Below are 20,569 nucleotides of genomic sequence, written 5' to 3'. Positions count from 1 at the left end.
GTACTATGTCTTAAGACCTGGGAGAGTAGGTCGCTGCCAGGCCTGCCAAACACAGCATCCGCTTCTAAACGATACCTACAAAAACCCCCGCAAGGCTCAAAAAGCCGGCGGGGGTTTTCGTTTGTGTGAATGCAGGCGCGTTAGGTCTGTGACTTCGGTCGGCGCTTAGGCACTCGGCCGCCGTCAGTGTCTGGATCCCGGTATGCGAGCGTTGATTGACGCGGGCAGACGTCCAGCAGATCCAATGCCTCCCCGGATTGGGCCGAGGCGGCAGCCTCACCGCTGCGAGGAGGGCAAGTATGCTTCGCTGACGTTGGCTCCCGCCGAATCGGTGCGCCGGGCTCTACCGCGCCATCGGCGCAAGCCTGTCGGCATAGGCCAGCGTTAGCCGATCACGGTTCCCAACTCGGTGGACGGCCGATCGCCGCACGTAGCCATCGGTGAAGGCACGCACCTTCGCACTTGGCTGCGGCAGGGCGCGCAGCAGGTGGATACCTGACGAGCCGTCGTTCCATGCCTCGCCGCCCAGCGCTAACCGCACCAGCCTTCCCACCCTGACGTCCGAGCACACGACCCAGCTCGACAGGAGCGCAATGCCCATTCCGGCTTCCGCGGCCGCGCGCAGGGCGTCGAAATCGTCGGAACGAAAGGTCACCGTGCCGTTCCCGGCATGGCCGGCGGGGCAGCCAAGCACGTCGCGCCGACCCAGGAGATCGGGGCCGTGGAGTTTGTCGAGCAAGCGATGCGAGGCAAGATCCGCCGTGCCTACGGGCGTGCCCTCCCGCGCGAGATAGGCCGGGCTCGCCACGAGCAGCCGTGTGAGGGGTGCGAGCTTTGTCACAATCAGCGTACTGTCGGCAAGCGCGCCCATGCGGATGACCACATCGAGCCGCTCGGTCACCGGATCGGCCAGCCGCTCTGTCAGGTCGAGCTCGACATGCAGAGCCGGGTGCTCGGATTGCAGCGCCGCGACGACGGGAAGGACATAGCGCCTGCCGAAGGGTGGGAAGCAGGCAATCCGAAGCGTGCCCGAGACGGAGCCGTCGAAGGCGTCGACCTCGGCATGGGTGTCGGCCAGTTCTTCGAGATGGCGGAGCGCCCGCTCATGCAGGCGCCGCCCGGCATCGGTGAGCGTGAGCGCCCGTGTTGAGCGGATGAAGAGCGCGACGCCTAGATCCCACTCTAGCGCGTCGATCTGGCGAACGATTGCCGACGGCGTCACCGCGCGGCGGCGGGCCGCGCCGGAAAAAGCTGCCGGCCGGAACGACATCGACGAGGGTGGCGAGGAATTCGGCGAAATGGGGTCTTATCTTTGCGATCCCGGTAAAGCCGTTTTCAGGAGGCTTCGGCTTATCGCCGATCCCGGACACTTGCATGTTCGCGGCGTTCACCCAGCGGCTGCACCGCGTCACCGCACCACAAAGACGCCGGCTGAGTATGGGGGCGTTCCATCTCGGAAATGCTGGCGGCGAGTGACCTGCCACCAAATTGTCATCCAGCGGCGGTTAGAGCCTCGACGGGTTTCGCGCGGGCTGCCGAGGCGCGGCAGGAAGCCGGTGGCGACCACAACCGCCGCGAAACGCCGCTTTTTGCCGCCAGCATTGCCCGCCGGGCTTTGGCTAGGGCGGGGGTGAAATGAAGGCGATCATCTTCGACGATTTTGGTGCGGCGGATGTCCTCCGCCTCGCCAACGCTCCCCTGCCGAAGGTGCGCCCCGGCGACCTGCTGGTCAAGGTGCATGCGGCGGGCGTCAACCGCGCCGATCTGCTGCAGCGTCAGGGCTATTACGGCCGCCAGAGCTATGGCGAGAGCGACTTACTCGGATTGGAAGTGGCTGGCGGGGTCGTGGCGGTTGGCCGCGACGTTGCCGACATCCAGCCCGGCGAGTGGGTGATGGCCATCGTCGGCGGCGGCGCTTATGCTGAATATGCCCGTGTCGACCGTGGTATGGCTGTGCGCATTCCCGCTGAACTCGATTTCGTCGAGGCGGCTGCGGTAATGGAATCCTTCGTCACCGCCTGGGAAGCCGCCGTACATCTGGGCGGTGCCGGCGTCGGTGATGGCGTGCTCATCCACGCGGCGGCTAGCGGGGTCGGCTCCGCCGCCGTCGAAATAGCCCATGCGCGCGGCGCCCGCGTCTTCGCGACGGGGAATGCGGAGCGGCGCGCCGACGTTCTCGCGCTCGGCGCGGAGTCCGTGTTCGACTATCGATCCCAGGATTTCGTGCAGGGCGTGCGCGAGGCGACCGACGGGCGCGGCGTAGACGTGATCGTCGATTTCGTCGGAGGGAACTATCTTGCGCGCAACCTACCAACCTACGCAGCCTCGCCCCGGGCGGACGCCTCGTCCAGGTTGGCCTGCTCGGCGGGCAGATCACCACCAACATTCCGCTCGCTCTCCCTCTGCACAATCATCTGCGCCTCATCGGCACGGTGATGAAATCGCGGCCAACGGAGGAGAAGCGCGCCATGGTGCGGCGTTTCGCGGAAGGCGCGTTGCCGATGTTTGCCGACGGCCGGCTGAAGCCGCTGGTCGGCAAGGTCTTTTCGCTCGCGCGGGCAGCCGAGGCGCACCGCGCGATGGAAGCCGGCGGCGGGTTCGGCAAGATCGTGCTGAGGGTGGCCGAGTAAGGCGCGGCGCCGAGGTCCATGCTAGCGTAGCTGGTATTAAGCTCGTCGCTCCGTAAGTCCTCAGGCTTGGCCTGTCTGACGCAACCGTCCGTCCCGCAATGCTATTACCGCGGCAGTTGTTACTCCTGTGGCCTTGCTGCGCCCTGCCTCTCCAGAAATCCGAGTGCGCTGACAGTCGGGGCACGCACCGCGACTATCCCGTCTCGTCTTGCGGGCTGGATCTGGTTCGATGACATCGCGCTAGCCCAACGTCGCCGTCAGGCGACGGAGACGAGGTGAGCTAACGCGCTGCCGGCCTTGGTGCGAGGATCGCCGAGATCGGCAACGATGCTCATATGATTCACGCCCGAAAGTGCCCGCATGTCCGCCGTCATGCCGGCCTGCCTCAGATGAACCGCAAAGGCGCTCGCTTGCTCGTGAAAGGGCAAGGTTTCAAGGCCGCCCACCATGATCGAGACCGCCGGGCCGGTAGAATAGGGGACGCGCAGCGGGCTGAAGCGCTCCACCTCCTCATTGGTGAGGCCGATGAGCTCTCTCAGAAAGCAGTGCTGCAGCGGTGCGAGATCGTAGATGCCGCTCAGGAGCAGCGCGCCTGCGATGTCCCCGGAAGGCTGGCTCGCGTCTAGCAGCAACGCTCCGAGGTGGGCACCCGCGGAATGGCCGCTGATGGTGAAACGGGCGGGGTCCCCGCCATAATTTCCGATGTTTCGCAGCACCCAGTCGCGCGCACCACGTACCTGCGCAATCACGGTGTCCATCCGCACCCGCGGCATGAGCGCATAATCAACGATGATCGCGATGGCGCCGGCGGCCGTGACCGTCTCGGCGACAAAGGAGAAATCCTGCTTCCCGAACATCCGCCAGTAGCCGCCATGGATGAACATGTGCACGGCGCCGGTCGCGCGTTCCGGCGGCGGGAAGAACAGGTCGAGCCTTTCCGCCGGGGACGGCCCGTAAGCGATGTCAGCCTGCATAGGCAGTCGCGCCCGTGTCGCCGCGCTGCGAATGGCATAGGCCGCGACGTGCCGGTCGAAATCCGGCACGTGGTCACGTGTGCGGAACAGATCACTCACAGCCTGCGAGCCGGCTAAGGTCGAAGGATGTCATAGTTTTCATCCATATGATTAGACTAGTAAATTCGGCCTGACATCTTTTCCTACATGAAATCGTATATGATATCGTATTGAATGACGCAAGGGAGCGTGCTAGTTGTCGATCGGTGTCAAGGAGGCAAATGTGCGCAGTCCGAAAGCTCTCGCCGCTTCCACATTCGCTGCGACGCCGCGCGAAGGTTCGCAGGCTATCCAGCGCGCCGCCGGTCTCGCCGAGGAGGTCTATGAAGCCATCCTGGCGCGGCTGATGGCGTTGAAGATTCCTCCAGGCTCCCGCATCACGGTCGATAATCTCGTGCGTGAGCTCGCGGTCTCGCAGACCCCAATCCGCGAGGCGCTCGGGCGGCTGGAAGGCGAGGGGCTGGTCGTGAAGACCCACCTCGTCGGCTACAGCGCCGCGCCGCAGATCACCCGCCGCCGTTTCAACGAGCTTTACGAACTGCGCCTGCTGCTGGAGCCGGATGCCGCCGCGCGGGCCGTGGCCGTGATGACTGACGAGGCGCTGGCGGCTCTCACGCAGACCGCCGGGGTGATGTCACGCGATGGCGGCGCCGACGACCGGGCGCGCTACTCGCAGTTCGCCCGGCAGGATGCGCTATTCCACGACCGTATTCTGGACATTGCCGGCAACGAGCTGATCCGCGAGACGCTCGCCTACCAGCATACCCACTTTCACATCTTCCGCCTTATGTTCCATGCGCGCGTGACCGAGGAAGCCTTGGACGAGCATGCTGCGATCCTCGCCGCGTTCGCCGCCCGCGAGGCCGAAGCTGCCCGGCAGGCGATGCGCCTGCACATCGAACGCTCTCGCGACCGACTGCTTCCGGCGTTCGACCAATGACGCCCGCTCACCTCGCCCTGACCAGCGTGCCCGAACCCGTTCTGCGCGCCGAGCACCTGGCGAAGGAATTCAGCGGGGTGAGGGTGCTTTCGGACGTGTCGCTCGACCTCCGGCCCGGCGAGATTCACGCCGTCATCGGGGAGAATGGGGCCGGCAAGTCCACGCTCATGCGGCTGCTCTCGGGCTACCTGAAGCTCAGCGAGGGCACACTTTTCCTGGACGGTGCGCCGGCCCATTTCCGAGCCCCGGCCGATGCGCAGGCTGCCGGGATCGCTCTGGTTCATCAGGAAATTCTGCTTGCCGGGGCGCTGACCGTCACGGAGAACATCTTCGTTGGCCGCGAGATAACCCGCTTCGGCCGGCTCGACGAGAGGGCCATGCGCGAGGCCACCGCGGCCCAACTCGCCGAGATCGGCTGCAAGGTGTCGCCGCGTGCGCTCGTGCGCGACATTTCGCTCGCCAACCGGCAGCTGGTTCAGATTGCGAAGGCACTGCTCGGCACACAGCGCGTAGTCATATTCGACGAGCCGACCGCCGTGCTGACGCATGACGAGGTCGACCCGCTGCTCGACATTATCGTCGAGCTGAAGCGGCGCGGCGTCGCCATTCTCTACATCAGCCACCGGCTCGACGAGGTGGAGCGGCTGGCCGACCGGGTGACGGTGCTGCGCGACGGGCGAATGGTCGGCACTTATGATGGGCAGGGCCTCACCCCCCATCGCATGGCCAGTCTGATGGTTGGGCGCGAATTCGCCAGCCTCTATCCTGCGCGGCAGGATCCCGCGCGGCTGGAGCAGGAAGCGAACGCGCCAGCGCTGGAAATCGAGAATGCCCATGTCCCCGGCTTCGTCAGGGACGTGTCGTTGACCCTGCGCAAGGGCGAGATCCTTGGGCTGGCCGGCATGATCGGGGCCGGGCGGACCGAGCTGTTTGAAGGCCTGCTCGGCCTGCGGCAGGCCAATTTCGGCGCTGTGCGGTTGCACGGGCAGCCGGTCGACTTCCACTCGCCAGCGCAGGCGGCGGAGAAGGGTGTCGGCTACCTGACCGAGGACCGCAAGGGCAAGGGCCTGCTGCTCGACGAAAAGCTGGCGCCGAACCTTACCCTTGCCGCGCTCGACCGGGTGCACCCGGTCGCGGGGCTGGACCTTGCCGGTGAGACGCAACTGCTCGACCATGCTGTCGCCAGCTACGACATCCGCCTGCGCAGCCGCGAGGCCAAGGCGGGCCAGCTCTCGGGCGGCAACCAGCAAAAGCTGCTGCTCGCCAAGGTGATGCTGAATGAGCCGTCGGTTCTCATCATCGACGAGCCGACGCGCGGCATCGATATCGCCAACAAGAGCCAGATCTACGCCTTCATCCAGTCACTGGTGCGCGCGGGGCGCTCCTGCATTGTCATCTCCTCGGAGATGCAGGAGCTGATCGGCCTGTGTGACAGGATCCTCGTCATGCGGGCCGGCCGGATCAACGGCGAGCTTGCCGGTGACGCTATGACCGAAAGCAATGTCGCGCTCTGCGCCACCAGCAGCGCGGCCAACGAAAAATCCCTGGGAGGAACATAGATGGCTGACCTTGCCGCCGCGCCGCCGCGCGCCCGGAATGGCTGGTCCATTGGCTGGGGCGATGCAGGCCCCTTCCTGGCGCTCGCCGCACTGGTGCTGATCGGCTTCCTCATCAATCCCGACTTCCTGTCGGCCAATAATATCGCCAACGTCGTCACCCGCAGCGCCTTCATCGGCATCATCGCCATCGGCGCGACCTTCGTCATCGCTTCCGGCGGCCTCGACCTGTCGGTCGGCTCGATGGCGGCCTTCATCACCGGGGTGATGATTCTGTTCATGAACTGGGCCGCGCCCAGCGTCGGAACCGCCGCCATCCCGCTCGGAATGGCGGTCGCGCTGGTCACTGGCATCACCTGCGGCCTGCTGAACGGAACCATCGTCACCGTCGGGCGCATCGAACCGTTCATCGCCACGCTTGGCACGATGGGCATCTTCCGGGCGCTCATCACCTATATGACCGACGGCGGTACGGTGGCGATCGACCGCAGCCTGCGCGATGCCTACCGGCCGGTCTATTTCGGCGACGTGCTCGGCGTGCCGGTTCCCATCCTGGTGCCGCTCGCCGTGGCGCTGGTCGCCGCCTGTGTCCTGTACCGCACGCGCTATGGACGACGCTGCGTCGCGGTGGGCGCGAATGAGGACGTGGCGCGCTATTCCGGCATCTCGGTCGCCCGGATGCGGATCGTGGCCTTCCTGATCCAGGGGGCCTGCGTCGCCATCGCCGCCATCTGCTACGTCCCCCGCCTCGGCGCGGCAACACCGACGACGGGTCTGCTGTGGGAGCTGCAGGTCATCACCGCAGTCGTCATTGGGGGTACGGCCCTGGGTGGTGGCCGCGGCCGGATCTGGGGAACGGTGGCCGGCGCGGTGATCCTCGAATTCATCGCCAACCTGATGGTCCTTTCCGACTTCGTCTCCGAGTATCTCGTCGCGGCGGTCCAGGGCGTGATCATCATCATCGCCATGCTGATCCAGCGCATGTCGAGGAGGTAGGCGATCGACGAAACCGGCCCGCGCGAGGCAGCCGCGACGCGCCGGACATCAATCAAGACTGCCGCACCAAGGAGGAAAACATGCTCAGAAATGCCCTGATCGCCGCCGGCGTGACGACAGCGCTGCTGGCCGCCGGCCCGGCATCGGCCGCCGAAAAGAAAATCATCGCCGTCTCCATTCCCGCGGCGGACCATGGCTGGACGGCAGGCGTCGTCTACCACGCCAATGCCGCCGCCAAGGAAATCAACAAGGCGTTCCCCGGCATCGAGGTCATCGTCAAGACCTCGCCCTCGGCAAACGCGCAGGTCAGCGCCATCGAGGACCTCTCCGCCACGCGCAAGCTCGACGCGCTGGTGATCCTGCCGCATTCCTCCGAGGAACTGACAACGCCGGTCAAGACGATCAAGGACAAGGGCAGCTTCATCACCGTCGTCGATCGCGGCCTCAACGACCCGAAGATCCAGGACCTCTATGTCGCCGGCGACAACATCGCTGTCGGCTACAACACGGCCAAGTTCCTGGTCGAGAAGATGGGCGGCAAGGGCAATCTTGTGGTGCTGCGCGGAATCCCGACCGTGATCGACGACGAGCGCATCAAGGGCTTCAAGGATGGCATCGCCGGCACCGATATGAAGATCCTCGACATCCAGTACGCCAACTGGAACAGCGACGAGGCCTTCAAGCTGATGCAGGATTATCTCGCCAAATACCCGCAGATCGACGCCGTGTGGGCCAATGACGACGACATGCTGCTCGGCGTGCTGGAAGCCATCAAGCAGTCCGGCCGCAAGGAGATCAAGTTCGCTCTCGGCGGCAACGGCATGAAGGAGATCATCGAGAAGGTGAAGGCCGGCGATCCGGTGACGCCGGTGGAGACGCCCTACCCGCCGTCGATGATCAAGACCGCGATCTATCTGACGGCGGCGCATTTTGCCGGGCATGCGCCGGTGCGTGGCTCGCTGAAGCTCGATGCTCCGCTGATCACCAAGGAAAATGCCGAGGAATATTACTTCCCGGACTCGCCGTTCTGAACATCGACGCTCGGATAGCGCCCATAAAGTCTGACCGTAAACGAACAGGCAAAGGAAACGACCATGCCAGGCAAGAAGATTCTGATGCTGACCGGTGAGTTCACCGAGGAATACGAAATCTTCGTATTCCAGCAGGGAATGGAGGCCGTCGGCCACACCGTTCACGTCGTGTGCCCGGACAAGCGGGCCGGCGACAAGATCCAGACCTCGCTGCACGATTTCGAGGGCCACCAGACCTATATTGAGCGCTTCGGCCATCTTGCCGACATCAACAAGACCTTCTCCGAAGTGAAGCTGGAGGAGTACGATGCGGTCTATTGCGCCGGCGGACGGGGGCCCGAGTACATCCGGACCGACAAGCGCATCCAGGCGATGGTCCGTCACTTCCACGAGACGGGAAAGCCGATCTTCACCATCTGCCACGGCGTCCAGATCCTCATCGCGGTGGATGGCGTCGTCACGGGCAAGCGCGTCGGTGCGCTCGGCGCCTGCGAGCCGGAGGTCCGTCTTGCGGGTGGCACCTATGTCGATCTCTCGCCCACCGAGGCTTTGGTCGATGGCAATATGGTCTCTGCCAAAGGCTGGACCGCGCTGGCAGCCTTCATGCGTGAATGTCTGAAGGTTCTCGGTACGGAAATCCACCATAAGGATATCGCGCCGGTCGCAGCCACACGCGCGGCGTGAGGTCCATGGTCCCAGGCGGCGCATTGGATCGCCTGGGACCAATAATCTACTGCTGCCACGAGCTTTCGATCAGACATTGGAGTAAGCCTTCGCCTACATCGTCGATGATCGGCGGCAGCACATAGGCCCCGAACCCGTCGGCGGCGGAAATGCGCAAGGTGCCCTGAAGGTGGTCGACGGCCTGCGCGAGCGCCTGAAGGCGGCGGCTCGCATGCCCCTCCACCCCCACGAAAATGAACGGCCGGCGTACGAAACTGTCAGTATCGAACAAATCCAATCGCCTATTTTCTCCTCGTCCCACTGGGATTGAAGGAGACCGTGATGAAAACCTGGCTGATCACAGGAGGCTCGTCGGGCCTCGGCCGGCAACTTGCCGAGGCCGTTGCCGCACGGGGCGATCGCCTTGTCGCCACAGCCCGTTTCATCGAGACTCTGCAGCCGCTGTGCGAGCGCTATCCCGAGACGGTGCGCGGCATTTCGCTGGACGTCACCCGCCCGGGTGACGCCGCAAGGGCCGTGGCGCTGGCCGAAAGCGCGTTCGGCGGCCTCGACGTCCTCGTCAACAATGCCGGCTTCGGCTTCATCGGCGCGATCGAGGAGGGTGAGCCCGCGGAATACCGGCCGATGTTCGAGGTGAACCTGTTCGGCCTGATCGAGACCACCCGTGCCGCCCTGCCGGCGCTGCGCAAACGCGCCGGAGCCCGCATCGTCAACCTCTCCTCCGGTGCCGGGATCGCCGGCTCGGCGGGTTTCGGTTTCTACAATGCGAGCAAGTTCGCGGTGGAGGGCTTGTCTGAAGCGCTGGCCGACGAACTCCGTCCGCTCGGCGTGAGCGTGATCATCGTCGAACCCGGCCCCTTCCGCACCGAGTTTCTCGGGGGCTCGATGGCCACAGCGGCGCAGGAGATCCCCGCCTATGCCGAGACGGTGCCGGCAAGACGCCATTACCGCCAGACAAATAACGGCCGGCAGGCCGGCGATCCGGCCAAGGCTGTCGCCGTGATGCTGAGGGCCGTCGATGCCCAGCACCCGCCGCTGCATCTCCCCCTCGGACCGCGCGCTCACGCGATCGCGGAGCGAAAGCTCGACGCCTTCCGCGCCGACATGAGCGCCTGGCGCGACATCTCCATCGCGACCGATTTCGACACGCGGGGCTAGGAGCCGCGCTGTTGCCAGACCGCAGCAAAGTCGCCGGCGTGTATGTCAATCCGATCGGCATGGGACTTGAGGTCGTCGGGTTCCTGGGTCTCGCCGGGCTAGTCGCGGCGACGATGATCGGCGTGCCCCCTTCGCCGATGTCGCTCGCCGCCCTTCTGTTCGTCATCGGTTTTGGGCAAGGGCTCGCATTGCCGACCCTGATGGCGATGGTGACGGGCCGAGTCGCGCCGGCCTTTTCCGGCATGATCGCCGGCATTGCCAGCTCGACCCTCCAGGTCAGTACTACGCTCAGCGTCGCCGTGATCGGCGGAACCTTCTACGAGGTACTTGGCGCACGAACCGATCCGGCCGCCATCACGCAGGCGCTTATCGTCGCCGTCCTTTGCATCGCCTTCTGTCTCGCTGGCGGCGTGGCTTTAAGCCTCGGCCGCGTTCGGCAAGCGCCTCCTCCCCATCAGGCAGATGGGCAGGTCTGACACCCCTCCGCGCCCCATGCCCAAAGCCGCCCGTCGCTTGGGGCGCGGCTGCCGGCGGGAGAGCCGAGGTTGGCGTCAATCACCGATATGCTTGTAGACGGTCGTCCGAGATATCCCGAGGCGGCGCGCGGTGGCCTGGATGTTTCCGCCGCTCTGCGCGTAGGTTTCCCGAATGCGACGGCATTTGGAACTGTCCAGCGGACTGCCGGCGCAATGTGCGCATGTCTGCGCCACCTCGCTCAAGGCGTCATCGCACGACAGCTCTGTGATGGTCCCGGCATCCGCTTCGATCAGGGCGCGCCGCAGCCAGGACTGCAGTTCGCGTATATTGCCCGGCCATGGCCGCCGGCGCAGGCGCTCCAGAACGACATCGTCTATCGAGGTTCCCGGCGCATGTCGGGCCAGCAGATGCCGTACGATCGCGTGGAAATCGCTGCGCTCGCGAAGGGGCGGGATCTCGATCGAAAGCCCGTTCAGCCGGTAATATAGATCGGCACGGAATTGGTGCGCGGCGACGGCGGCAGCGAGGTCGCGATTGGTGGCGGACACGATCTGCACATCGAGCTTCGCGGTCTTCGCGCCGCCGAGCGAGCGCACCTCCATGGTATCTAGGAATCGCAGAAGCGCCGTCTGCGCGGTGAGCGGAATGTCGCCGACCTCGTCGAGAAACAGCGTTCCTCCATCGGCCAGGCGGATCAGCCCCGGCGCGCCTTCGCTGCGCGCATTGGTGAACGCGCCCCGGTCATGGCCGAACAGCTCGCCGATGAACAGCGATTCCGGCACGCCGCCGCAATTGATGGCGACGAATTCGCCGGCTCGGCCACTGAGCGCATGGACATGGCGTGCCATCAATTCCTTGCCGGTGCCGGTCTCGCCATGGATATGGATGGCGAGGCGATCCCCGGCGGCAGCCGACAGGCCACGCATTCGCCGCGTCAGCAACGGGTCCTCACAGACAAAATCGGCGGAAGGTGCCGCGATCGGCGCCGGCGCCGGCGCCGGCGCGCGGCGCGCCGCGGGTGCGGGGCTGGACATCACCGGCGGCGCGGCAAACCGCCGGCACGCGATATACAGCATGCTGCCGGCGCGATCGCGGACACGGGCGATGCCATTGCCGCGCCATTCATCCACAACACTGCCAAAGCCGGGCTCGAAAAGAGCGTCGAAGGCCTGTCCGGCACCGGCATCCAGCCCGGCGAGCAGTGCCCGCGCCGCGCGGTTGATCGAGACCACTTCGCCCTCCGGTGACAGCGCGATGAGGCCAGCCGACAGGGTGTCGAGATATTCCGCGCGCGGGTGCAGGGCCAGCAGCAGCACATCCGAACGGCCATTGACGATAAGGCCGTTCTCCACCGCCGCTGCCGCCATGCGCACCAGCGCGTGAGTATGCTGCTGGCGCGCCTCGTTGGAGCTCGACGCGTCGAGCAGACCGACCAACCGATCCGCCGGATCGAAGATCGGCACGGCCGAGCAACTGAGATGGCCGTGGCAGGCGAAGAAGTGTTCCCGCCCATAGACCGCGACCGGCGCCCGCTCGACGAGCGCGAGGCCGAGTGCATTGGTGCCGCGCCCGCTTTCCAGCCATACGCTGCCCGGTACGATGGAGCGCCCCGCCTCGCTCTCGGCGAAGCGCGGGTCGCTCAGCGCGTCCAGCACGACACCGCCGGCATCGGCAAAGGCGATCATAAAATCCGAGCCGGCTATCTGTTCATGCAGAAGCTGCATCTGCGCCAGCGCCAGACGACGCAATAGCGCCTGCTCCTCGCGCCGCACGCGCACCTCGGCGAAAGGAATGATCTCGTCATCGGGTCGCCGTGTCGGGTCAAGCCCGCTGGCGAGGCAGCGTTCCCAGCTCCGCGCCACCTCGGGCGAGAGCGCGCCGCGCGCGACAGTGGATTGCGGCGGGCGAGAGAGGGACGGCATCGGCGCATCCTCCGTGTGTTCTTGTCGTTTTGCGGCAGGTTCGGCGCAAAACACACGGAAGGCAATATCCAGAAACTGGACAGTATTTGATGGGCTGTGTTCAGTCCGTGCACGCATGAAAACCTTCGCATCCGCGGTAACGATTTGATCGGGCGAAGAAATGGCGTGTGGCACGGTTGCTGCGATGGGTTCTCCGACGGCGCCGTGGACGGGGCCGAAAAAAGGGAGGACGCCATGAAGGCGCAGGTGCTGAAAACCTATGACACGAGTCTCTCCGCCGACCTCTGGGTCGCGGAGGAGAACGTGCCCGATCCGAAGATCGTGAAATCCACCGACGTCATCGTCCGCATCGGCGGCGCCGGCGTTTGCCGCACCGACCTCCACATCATCGAGGGCGTGTGGAAGCCGCATATGGATCCCAATGGCGACCAGCTCTTACCTCTCATCATGGGTCATGAGAATGCCGGTTGGATCGAGGAGGTCGGCAAGGAGGTCGAGGGTCTCAAGAAGGGCGATCCGGTGATCGTGCATCCGAAGATCACCGGCGGCACCTGCCTCGCCTGTCGCCGCGGTTTCGACATGCACGGACCCGGCAAGTTTCCCGGCCTCGACTGCGACGGCGGCTATGCCGAGTTCATCTGCACCTCGGAACGTAACATCGTGCCGCTGCCGCGTTCGCTGGCGCCGAAGGAAGTGGCGCCCTATGCCGATGCCGGTCTCACGGCCTATCGCGCCGTGAAGAAGGCCACCCGGCATCTCTTGCCCGGCGAAAGCTGCGTGGTCATCGGTGCCGGTGGCCTGGGCCATATCGGCATCCAGTGCCTGAAAGCCATGTGCGCCGCCGACGTGATCGTCGTCGACAAATCCGACGCCTCGCTGGCGCTGGCCAGCAAGAGCGGCGCCGACCACACGGTAAAGGCGGATGGCAACGAGGTCGAGGCGGTGCTGGCATTGACCGGCGGCGTCGGCGCGGAGGCCGTCATCGACTTCGTCGGCGAGAAGGGCACCACCGCCAAGGGGCTCGCCATGACGCGCCCGATGGGCAGTTATTACATCGTCGGCTATGGCGAGGACATCAAGATCCCGACGGTCGACCTGATCATTTCCGAGCGCAACATCATCGGCAATCTGGTCGGCACCTGGGCCGAGCTTACCGAGCTGATGGCACTGGCCGATCGCGGGCTCGTCGAGCTCGCAACCGCGGAATACAAGCTCGCGGATGCAAACCGGGCGCTGCATGATCTCAACGCCGGCAAAATCCACGGCCGGGCGGTACTGGTGCCCTGACCAGGGTATGGTCGATCTCTGGTATTCTAGAGTTTAGATAAGGTGCGGCGCAGCATTAATATTGGTTAAGTAAGCAAGATTTACCAATTATTTTGCAGCGCGGCATTTTCTCATAATGAAACACTTCCGAATGTCTGATTCGCAAAATGGTTCACTTCCGCGAATCGAAGAGTAACTGGACGTCGAAAAGTCGTTGAAATACCTACTGCGACGAATTGGCACGACGCTTGCTACCTTATCATTAGAACAATGCTGACGTGTCCCACGGGACAGGCCGCGACAAGAACGAAGGGAAGAAGTCCGGGGAGGCTGCCGAGACGGCGATAAGCCGGTTCGGCGGGTCATGGGTCGGCAAGGTTTGCCGTCCCCAAACCCGTTACGCCAACAGCCGATCCCGATGCCTTGCACCTTTGCCCAGGCTTTTCCGCCCGCCGCAAGCGCGACGGGCGAGGGCCCGCTCATGTCTGAAACCCGCTCGGCCGGGCAGCAGATCGCTGTGCCGCGCCTGACGGGAGGAAATTGACCGTGGACTCCGCTCCAAGAGCAGGATGGCAAAAATGACCACTACACTGACACTCAACAAGATTACCGCGCAGAAGGGCATCTCTGTCGCCGAAGCTGCGAAGAAGATCGCCGATCTGGGATGGAATCCCTCCTATGTGCAGGAGGCGATGACCTTCCCCACCGACTACAAGATCACCAAGGCCCCGAAAGATCCGATGAAGCAGGTGCTTCGCTCCTACTTCCCGATGCAGGAAGAGAAGGACAACCGGGTCTATGGCGCGCTCGACGCGGCGCTGCGCGGCGACATGTTCCGCAATGTGGAGCCGCGCTGGGTGGAGTGGATGAAGCTGTTCCTGGCCATCATCCCGTTCCCGGAAATCTCGGCGGCCCGCTCCATGGCGATGGTCGGCCGGCTGGCGCCTGGCGAGGACCTGCGTACCGGCTTCACCATGCAGATGGTCGACGAGTTCCGGCACTCGACGATCCAGATGAACCTGAAGAAGTGGTACATGGAGAACTATATCGACCCGGCCGGGTTCGATATCACCGAGGAGGCGTTCGGCAAGTGCTACGCCACCACCATCGGCCGCCAGTTCGGTGAGGGCTTCATCACCGGCGACGCCATCACTTCCGCCAATGTCTATCTGACCGTGGTGGCCGAGACGGCGTTCACCAACACGCTGTTCGTGGCCATGCCCTCGGAAGCCGCCCGCAACGGCGACTATGCCCTGCCGACCGTGTTCCTGTCCGTCCAGTCGGACGAGAGCCGGCATGTCGGCAACGGTCACTCGATGCTGATGTCGATGCTGAAGGAGCCGGAGAACCACCTCCTGCTGGAGCGCGACATGCGCTACGCCTTCTGGCAGAACCACGCCATCGTCGACGCCGCCATCGGCACGTTCATCGAATACGGCACCACCAACCGCGACAAGAACAAGGAGTCGTACGCGGAGATGTGGCATCGCTGGATCTTCGAAGATTACTATCGCACCTACATGCTGCCGCTGGAGAAGTACGGCATCAAGATCCACCACGACGACGTGCAGACGGCGTGGAAGCGCATCACCGAGAAGCACTACGTCCACAAGATCGCGCAGTTCTTCTCGGTCGGCTGGCCGGTGAACTTCTGGCGCATCGAGGCCCAGACCGACAAGGACTTCGAGTGGTTCGAGCACAAGTATCCCGGCTGGTATGCGCAGTTCGGCGAGTATTGGAAGTGGTACGACAAGCTCTCGCACCGCGGCCAGACCAACATGCTGTTCAACGCCGACACGGGCTATGTCTACCCGCACCGGTGCTGGAGCTCGATGGTGCCCTGCGTGGTGCGCGAGGACATCGTCACCGACACGATCGACGGCAAGCTGCACACCTTTGCCCATGAGCTCGACCGCTGGACGGCGGTGGAAGCCTTCGCCGGCGAGTATCAGGGCCGTCCCACCCCGGCGATGGGCCGCTTCAGCGGCCGCCGCGAGTGGGAAAGCTGCTACCACGACTGGGATCTGGCCGACGCGATCCAGGATCTCGGTTTCGTGCGCACCGATGGCAAGACGCTGGTGCCGCAGCCCCATCTGCGCTTCGAGGAGAAGGAGATGTGGACGCTCGACGATGTGCGCGGGAACATCATCAAGAGCCCGCTCATCACCCTGCGTGAGATGAGCCCCGAGCAGCGCGAGAAGCACCTCGCCGACTACCGCGCTGGCTTCACCATCAACCCCTGCAACTGACTGTCGGGCGGGGCCGGCCTGGCCGGTCCCGCCGCGACCAGATGCTCCAGAACCTAACGGGGAGGTCGCACGATGGGCGACGTCTATACCGTCCGCTTGAATCCGGTCGGCGTCGAATTTGAGGTCGAGGAGGGCGAGACCGTCCTCGACGCAGCGTTCCGGCAGGGCATTGCCTTGCCGCATGGCTGCAAGGAAGGGCGGTGCGCAGCCTGCAAATGCGTGCTGAACGAAGGCGAAGTCGAGATGAAGCCCTATTCCACCTTCGCACTGAACGAGATGGAAAGGGACCAGAACCACGTCCTGCTGTGCCGCACCCTGGCCTATTCGGACATCGAGGTCGATCTGCTCAACTTCGACGAGGAGATTCTCTCGAAATCGATACCTGTCCGAACCTTCGGTGCGGAAGTGACGCGGGTCGTCGAACTGACCCACGACATACGGCGCCTGGAAATCGTGCTCGATCAGCCTCTCAAATTCTGGGCGGGGCAATATGTCGACATCACGCTCCCGGGGGCAGAGGCGATTACGCGCTCGTTTTCCATGGCAAATACGCAGGTCACGGGCAAAGAACTCGCCTTCATCATCAAGAAATACCCCGGAGGGAAATTCTCCTCCCGACTCGATGGAGACCTTGCCCCCGGAACCCGGCTCACCGTCCGCGGACCCTACGGCACCTGTTTCCGACGGGAAGACAAGGGAGGAGCCCTGATCCTGGTCGGCGGCGGCTCGGGTATGTCGCCGCTGTGGTCGATCCTTCACGACCATCTGGAAAGCGGCGAGGACCGCGAAGTCCACTTCTTCTACGGCGCGCGCACCACCAAGGATCTGTTCTATCTCGATGAATTCGCCCAGCTGGCGGCGCGTAACCCGCGCTTCCACTTTATTCCCGCGCTCTCGGGCGCCGGCGATGAGGACGGCTGGACCGGCGAGCGGGGCTTCATCCATGAGGTGCTGAACGCCCATCTGCGCCGGCTGGATTTCGGCGAGGACGTCGACGTCTATGCCTGCGGGCCCGAGCCGATGATCGAGGCGCTGGTGCCGGTTCTTCAGATGAACGACGTGCCGACCGAACGCATCTTCTTCGACAAGTTCACGCCGGCCTCAAGCGCCACCGAACCGCTGGCCCACGCCTGAGCGCCAATCGCACACGCCTCAACCAGACAACGATAATTTGGGAGGACCACCATGACAGCCACGCAGACGGCGCCCGTCAAGTCGGGGGCAGCCGGTTCGGCCGTGTTCGCCGATTCCGACAGCCGGAAGTATCGCTACTTCGAACCGCGCGGCAAGCGCGCGACCCATTACGAGGACGTCACCGTCGACGTCCAGCCCGATCCGGAGCGCTATCTGCTTCAGGACTGGATCATCTCGTTCCCGAACGGGCGTGGGGCCTATTCCAAGGACAACACGGCGGCGCTTTCCTCGAACTGGCATCTGTTCCGCGCGCCGGACCAGGAATGGGAGCGTACCCACTACCAGCGCCAGTCCAAGATCGAGGCGATGGTGCAGGCGGTGATCGCCAATGGCCGCAAGTCGGGCGCGCCGCTGCACTTCGACAAGGCGTGGGTGAAGGTGCTTCAGAACCATCTCGGCGCGTGGAAACACGCCGAGTTCGGGCTCGGCACCTCGCTGATGCAGGCGCAGCGCTACGGCTACACGCAGATGATCAACAACGCGACGCTGACCAACTCGTCGTACAAGTTGCGCCTGTCGCAGGACATCACGCTGTACCTCGCCGAAATCGGCATGGACATCGGCAATTTCGACGACGAGGCGGGCAAGCGCGCCTGGCTTGAGGACGGCATCTGGCAGGGCACGCGCGAGGCGGTCGAGTCCATCATGGGCTCGACGGATTATCTTGAGCAGTACTTCGCCATCAACATCGTGTTCGAGCCGCTGGTCGGCGAGCTGTTCCGCTCGGGTTTCCTCATGCAGGCGGCGTCGCCGAATGGCGATTTCATCACCCCGCCGGTGATCTCGGCGGCCGAAGCCGACTATGAGCGGAACCTCGCCAACGCCATCGACCTGTTCCATCTGCTGGCGCACGACCCCGAGCACGGCGATCACAACAAGCGTCTGTTCCAGTCCTGGCTGAACAAGCATGTCGCCCTCGCCAACAAGGCGTCGGCAGGCCTGCAGCCGATCTGGTCGCAGCCGCATTCCAAGCCTGTCCAGTATTCCGACGCGCGCGCGCAGTCGGTCGAGCGCATCGGGAAGATCCTGGGCGAACTCGGCCTCGATCTTCCCAAGGAGTGATCCCTATGTCCGTAATGTCCCGATCGGCAACCAACCAGAATATCTTTCAGAAGATGGATAATCTGGTCTTTGACCAGACGATCTCGCATCAGTGCGGCGTGACCATGAATGACAGCGTCGAGGCGCGTGCCATCGCCGAGTTCATGGGCCAGAAGCCCGACGTCACCATCACCTACCAGCCGGCGCTGATCCGCATCGACGGTGTCGGCAAGCTCGTCTTCAAGATGGACGAGATCAGCGAGATTCTCGGCAAGGAGATGAATGCCGAGATCTTCGAGGTCAACACGTCCACGCACTACGGACGCATGATCCGCATCGACGACAACACGGTGACGCTGTTCGGCGACATGGATGAAGTTCGCCAATACATCGAGTGATCATCAGGGGGGCGGTTCCGGGGAGGGTTCGCCCTCTCCGGGCGGTCCATCCAACGCCATCAGGCGCGGCGCCACGCGCTCACAGCATTCGTTCTAGGGGAGAGGGTTAAATGTTCAAGACGCCGGACGGTGAAGACGTCTTCATCATCGATGGTCATACGCATTTCTGGGACGGCAGCCCGGAGAACCAGGCCAACATTCATGGCAAGCAGTTCATTGAATGCTTCTATGCCTACCACAACGCCTTGAGCCCCAAGGACAAGCTGTGGAGTAAGGAGCAGTTCGAGAAGTACAGTGCCGACAAGATGTACAATGATCTGTTCGTCGACGGTCCCGACGATATGGCGATCGTGCAATCGACCTATCTCAAGGAATTCTACACCAACGGCTTCAACACCATCGAGCGCAACCTCGACATGGCGAAGGCCTATCCGGACCGCTACATCGTCAACGGGTCCTTCGATCCGCGCGACGGCGAGAAGGCGCTTGAATACATCCATTTCATGAAGGAAAACTACAATATCAAGGGCGTAAAGCTCTACACGGCGGAATGGAAGGGCGATTCCCGCGGCTGGAAGCTCACCGATCCCAGCGCCTATCGCTGCCTTGAGCTGTGCCAGCAACTCGGCATCACCAATGTGCATGTCCACAAGGGACCGACCATCATCCCGCTCGACAAGGATGCGTTCGATGTCCACGACGTCGACCATGCGGCGACGGATTTCCAGGGCCTGAACTTCATCATCGAGCATTGCGGCCTGCCCCGGCTCGACGATTTCTGCTGGATCGCGGTGCAGGAGACCAATGTCTATGGCGGCCTCGCCGTAGCGCTGCCCTTCATCCATTCCCGCCCGCGCTACTTTGCCGAGGTCATCAGTGAACTGCTGTTCTGGGTGGGCGAGGACAAGATCCTGTTCGGCAGCGACTATGCGATCTGGACGCCGCGCTGGCTGGTCGAGAAGTTCTGGAATTTCGAGATCCCGGAAGACATCAAGCAGGAGCACGGCGTCGACCTGACCCGCGAGGCGAAGCGCAAGATCCTCGGGCTCAATGCGGCCCGGCTCTACAATATCGATGTCGAGGCGCAGAAGGCGAAGCTGAAGAGCGCGTCTCTCGCGGTTGCGGCGGAGTAGGCCGATGCGCCGCCCCGCCAGCTCACAGGTCGGCGGCGATGCGCGCATCGCCGCCATATGGAACAAGCTCGCCGGCGTCATGGATCCCGAGCTCGACGAGTCGATCGTCGATCTCGGCTTCGTGGAGGATGTCGTCATCGGCGCCGAGGGACGCGTCGATGTCGCGTTCCGCCTGCCGACCTATTGGTGCTCGCCCAACTTCGCCTTCCTGATGGCGGACGATATCGGCCGGGCGGTGCGGACATTGCCTTGGGCGCGAGAGGTCCATCCCCAGCTCCAGGACCACATGTTCGCCGACGAGGTCAATCGCGGCACCCGTCTCGGTCTGTCCTTCGCCGAGGCGTTCCGCGCGTTCGAGGTCGGCGCCACGCTGGAGGGCCTGCGCGAGACGTTTTTGCGCAAGGCGTTCCAGCGCCGGCAGGAAGCCGTCATCCTCGGTCTGCGACGCGCCGGCTGGTCCGACGCTGCCATCGTCACGGCGGATCTCGCGACGCTGGATTGCGCCGTCATCACCGACCCGGAAGGGCGGCGCCAGAAGCCGCGTTATTGCGAGATCCTGCTCGCGCGCGGTCTCGCCGCCGGGCCATCCGACCTTGCCTTCGTCACACTCGACGGCGAAGCGATTTCGGCCGCCGGCCTGCCGCTGCATCTGCGTGCCCTGCGCGCGGTCCGCATCAACATGGAGGCTAATGGCGCGCTGTGCCGCGGGCTTCTCGACGCGCGCTACGACGAGGGACCGCGCGAGGCGGCGGCTTCGTCCCGTCCGGCCTGCGGTGGGCACGGTGCATCCGCGGGAAGCTGCGGAAACTGCGCCGTCCAGGCCGCCGCCGTGCCGGCCGCGAGAGACGCCGGCGCATCGCTGTCCATGTGAATGAGGCGGC

At 64.1% G+C, this 20,569-nt stretch carries 20 protein-coding genes; 16 read left to right on the top strand and 4 right to left on the bottom strand.

Annotated elements, in window-relative coordinates:
- Positions 1 to 343: 343 nt before the first annotated feature.
- Entirely contained in the window at positions 344 to 1,270 is a 927-nt protein-coding gene (locus tag VRZ77_RS01225; protein WP_414590879.1) for a LysR substrate-binding domain-containing protein, read from the bottom strand.
- 365 nt (positions 1,271 to 1,635) lie between these two features.
- On the opposite strand from VRZ77_RS01225, the gene VRZ77_RS01220 reads away from it, so the two are divergent.
- Both VRZ77_RS01220 and VRZ77_RS01215 read left to right on the top strand, forming a co-directional pair.
- Positions 1,636 to 2,436 carry a zinc-binding dehydrogenase gene (locus VRZ77_RS01220; protein ID WP_414590878.1) on the top strand — a complete coding sequence of 267 codons (801 nt, stop codon included), beginning with the start codon at positions 1,636 to 1,638 and terminating at the stop codon, positions 2,434 to 2,436.
- The gene (locus VRZ77_RS01215) at positions 2,358 to 2,630 is read left to right on the top strand and encodes a zinc-binding dehydrogenase (RefSeq protein ID WP_414590894.1); all 273 of its coding nucleotides are present in this window, start codon (positions 2,358 to 2,360) and stop codon (positions 2,628 to 2,630) included. Before VRZ77_RS01220 ends, VRZ77_RS01215 begins: the two co-directional genes overlap by 79 nt.
- 257 nt (positions 2,631 to 2,887) lie before the next feature.
- On the opposite strand, the gene VRZ77_RS01210 is transcribed toward VRZ77_RS01215, so the two are convergent.
- Positions 2,888 to 3,703: an alpha/beta hydrolase gene (locus tag VRZ77_RS01210; RefSeq protein WP_414590877.1), complete on the bottom strand. Its 816-nt coding sequence runs from the start codon at positions 3,701 to 3,703 to the stop codon at positions 2,888 to 2,890.
- A 229-nt stretch (positions 3,704 to 3,932) separates the two neighbouring features.
- On the opposite strand from VRZ77_RS01210, the gene VRZ77_RS01205 reads away from it, so the two are divergent.
- The 5 genes from VRZ77_RS01205 to VRZ77_RS01185 all read left to right on the top strand — a co-directional run bounded on the left by VRZ77_RS01205 (position 3,933) and on the right by VRZ77_RS01185 (position 8,850).
- The gene (locus VRZ77_RS01205) at positions 3,933 to 4,583 is read left to right on the top strand and encodes a GntR family transcriptional regulator (RefSeq protein ID WP_414590893.1); all 651 of its coding nucleotides are present in this window, start codon (positions 3,933 to 3,935) and stop codon (positions 4,581 to 4,583) included.
- Positions 4,580 to 6,142, top strand: a complete 1,563-nt coding sequence (locus tag VRZ77_RS01200) for a sugar ABC transporter ATP-binding protein (RefSeq protein WP_414590876.1) — start codon at positions 4,580 to 4,582, stop codon at positions 6,140 to 6,142. Before VRZ77_RS01205 ends, VRZ77_RS01200 begins: the two co-directional genes overlap by 4 nt.
- A complete protein-coding gene (locus tag VRZ77_RS01195; RefSeq protein ID WP_414590875.1) occupies positions 6,143 to 7,135 on the top strand; it encodes an ABC transporter permease in 993 nt (330 codons plus the stop codon).
- An 80-nt stretch (positions 7,136 to 7,215) separates the two neighbouring features.
- Entirely contained in the window at positions 7,216 to 8,166 is a 951-nt protein-coding gene (locus VRZ77_RS01190) for a substrate-binding domain-containing protein (RefSeq protein ID WP_414590874.1), read from the top strand.
- Positions 8,167 to 8,229: 63 nt separating this feature from the next.
- On the top strand, positions 8,230 to 8,850 hold the full coding sequence (locus VRZ77_RS01185) for a DJ-1/PfpI family protein (RefSeq protein ID WP_414590873.1): 621 nt from the start codon (positions 8,230 to 8,232) through the stop codon (positions 8,848 to 8,850).
- Positions 8,851 to 8,896: 46 nt separating this feature from the next.
- Here the strand turns inward: VRZ77_RS01185 and VRZ77_RS01180 are convergent, their stop codons facing one another.
- Positions 8,897 to 9,127: a hypothetical protein gene (locus tag VRZ77_RS01180; RefSeq protein ID WP_414590872.1), complete on the bottom strand. Its 231-nt coding sequence runs from the start codon at positions 9,125 to 9,127 to the stop codon at positions 8,897 to 8,899.
- Between the two features lie 44 nt (positions 9,128 to 9,171).
- Here VRZ77_RS01180 and VRZ77_RS01175 point away from each other — a divergent pair, with 44 nt between their 5' ends.
- Together VRZ77_RS01175 and VRZ77_RS01170 are read left to right on the top strand one after the other, a co-directional pair.
- The gene (locus VRZ77_RS01175) at positions 9,172 to 10,008 is read left to right on the top strand and encodes an oxidoreductase (RefSeq protein ID WP_414590871.1); all 837 of its coding nucleotides are present in this window, start codon (positions 9,172 to 9,174) and stop codon (positions 10,006 to 10,008) included.
- 11 nt (positions 10,009 to 10,019) lie between these two features.
- Positions 10,020 to 10,484, top strand: a complete 465-nt coding sequence (locus VRZ77_RS01170; protein ID WP_414590870.1) for a hypothetical protein — start codon at positions 10,020 to 10,022, stop codon at positions 10,482 to 10,484.
- Positions 10,485 to 10,559: 75 nt separating this feature from the next.
- On the opposite strand, the gene VRZ77_RS01165 is transcribed toward VRZ77_RS01170, so the two are convergent.
- Positions 10,560 to 12,791 carry a sigma-54-dependent Fis family transcriptional regulator gene (locus VRZ77_RS01165; RefSeq protein WP_414590869.1) on the bottom strand — a complete coding sequence of 744 codons (2,232 nt, stop codon included), beginning with the start codon at positions 12,789 to 12,791 and terminating at the stop codon, positions 10,560 to 10,562.
- On the opposite strand from VRZ77_RS01165, the gene VRZ77_RS01160 reads away from it, so the two are divergent.
- From VRZ77_RS01160 to VRZ77_RS01130, 7 genes are all read left to right on the top strand, one after another.
- On the top strand, positions 12,711 to 13,694 hold the full coding sequence (locus tag VRZ77_RS01160) for an NAD(P)-dependent alcohol dehydrogenase (RefSeq protein WP_414590868.1): 984 nt from the start codon (positions 12,711 to 12,713) through the stop codon (positions 13,692 to 13,694). The genes VRZ77_RS01165 and VRZ77_RS01160 overlap by 81 nt on opposite strands.
- A gap of 557 nt (positions 13,695 to 14,251) precedes the next feature.
- Entirely contained in the window at positions 14,252 to 15,922 is a 1,671-nt protein-coding gene (locus tag VRZ77_RS01155; RefSeq protein WP_414590867.1) for an aromatic/alkene/methane monooxygenase hydroxylase/oxygenase subunit alpha, read from the top strand.
- Between the two features lie 72 nt (positions 15,923 to 15,994).
- Positions 15,995 to 17,056, top strand: a complete 1,062-nt coding sequence (locus VRZ77_RS01150) for an NADH:ubiquinone reductase (Na(+)-transporting) subunit F (RefSeq protein WP_414590866.1) — start codon at positions 15,995 to 15,997, stop codon at positions 17,054 to 17,056.
- Positions 17,057 to 17,107: 51 nt separating this feature from the next.
- On the top strand, positions 17,108 to 18,178 hold the full coding sequence (locus VRZ77_RS01145; protein ID WP_414590865.1) for an aromatic/alkene monooxygenase hydroxylase subunit beta: 1,071 nt from the start codon (positions 17,108 to 17,110) through the stop codon (positions 18,176 to 18,178).
- A 5-nt stretch (positions 18,179 to 18,183) separates the two neighbouring features.
- Complete coding sequence (locus VRZ77_RS01140) at positions 18,184 to 18,555, top strand: MmoB/DmpM family protein (RefSeq protein WP_414590864.1); 372 nt, start codon at positions 18,184 to 18,186, stop codon at positions 18,553 to 18,555.
- Between the two features lie 110 nt (positions 18,556 to 18,665).
- Positions 18,666 to 19,688 (top strand): amidohydrolase family protein, encoded by a 1,023-nt coding sequence (locus tag VRZ77_RS01135; RefSeq protein WP_414590863.1) that lies wholly within the window; start codon positions 18,666 to 18,668, stop codon positions 19,686 to 19,688.
- 4 nt (positions 19,689 to 19,692) lie between these two features.
- Positions 19,693 to 20,559 carry a metal-sulfur cluster assembly factor gene (locus VRZ77_RS01130; RefSeq protein WP_414590862.1) on the top strand — a complete coding sequence of 289 codons (867 nt, stop codon included), beginning with the start codon at positions 19,693 to 19,695 and terminating at the stop codon, positions 20,557 to 20,559.
- Positions 20,560 to 20,569 lie beyond the last annotated feature (10 nt).

It is taken from the genome of Ancylobacter sp. G4_0304, assembly GCF_047501495.1.
GTDB lineage: Bacteria > Pseudomonadota > Alphaproteobacteria > Rhizobiales > Xanthobacteraceae > Ancylobacter.
Note: the sequence above shows the minus strand (reverse complement) of the source record. Positions and strands in the feature narration are given on the sequence as shown.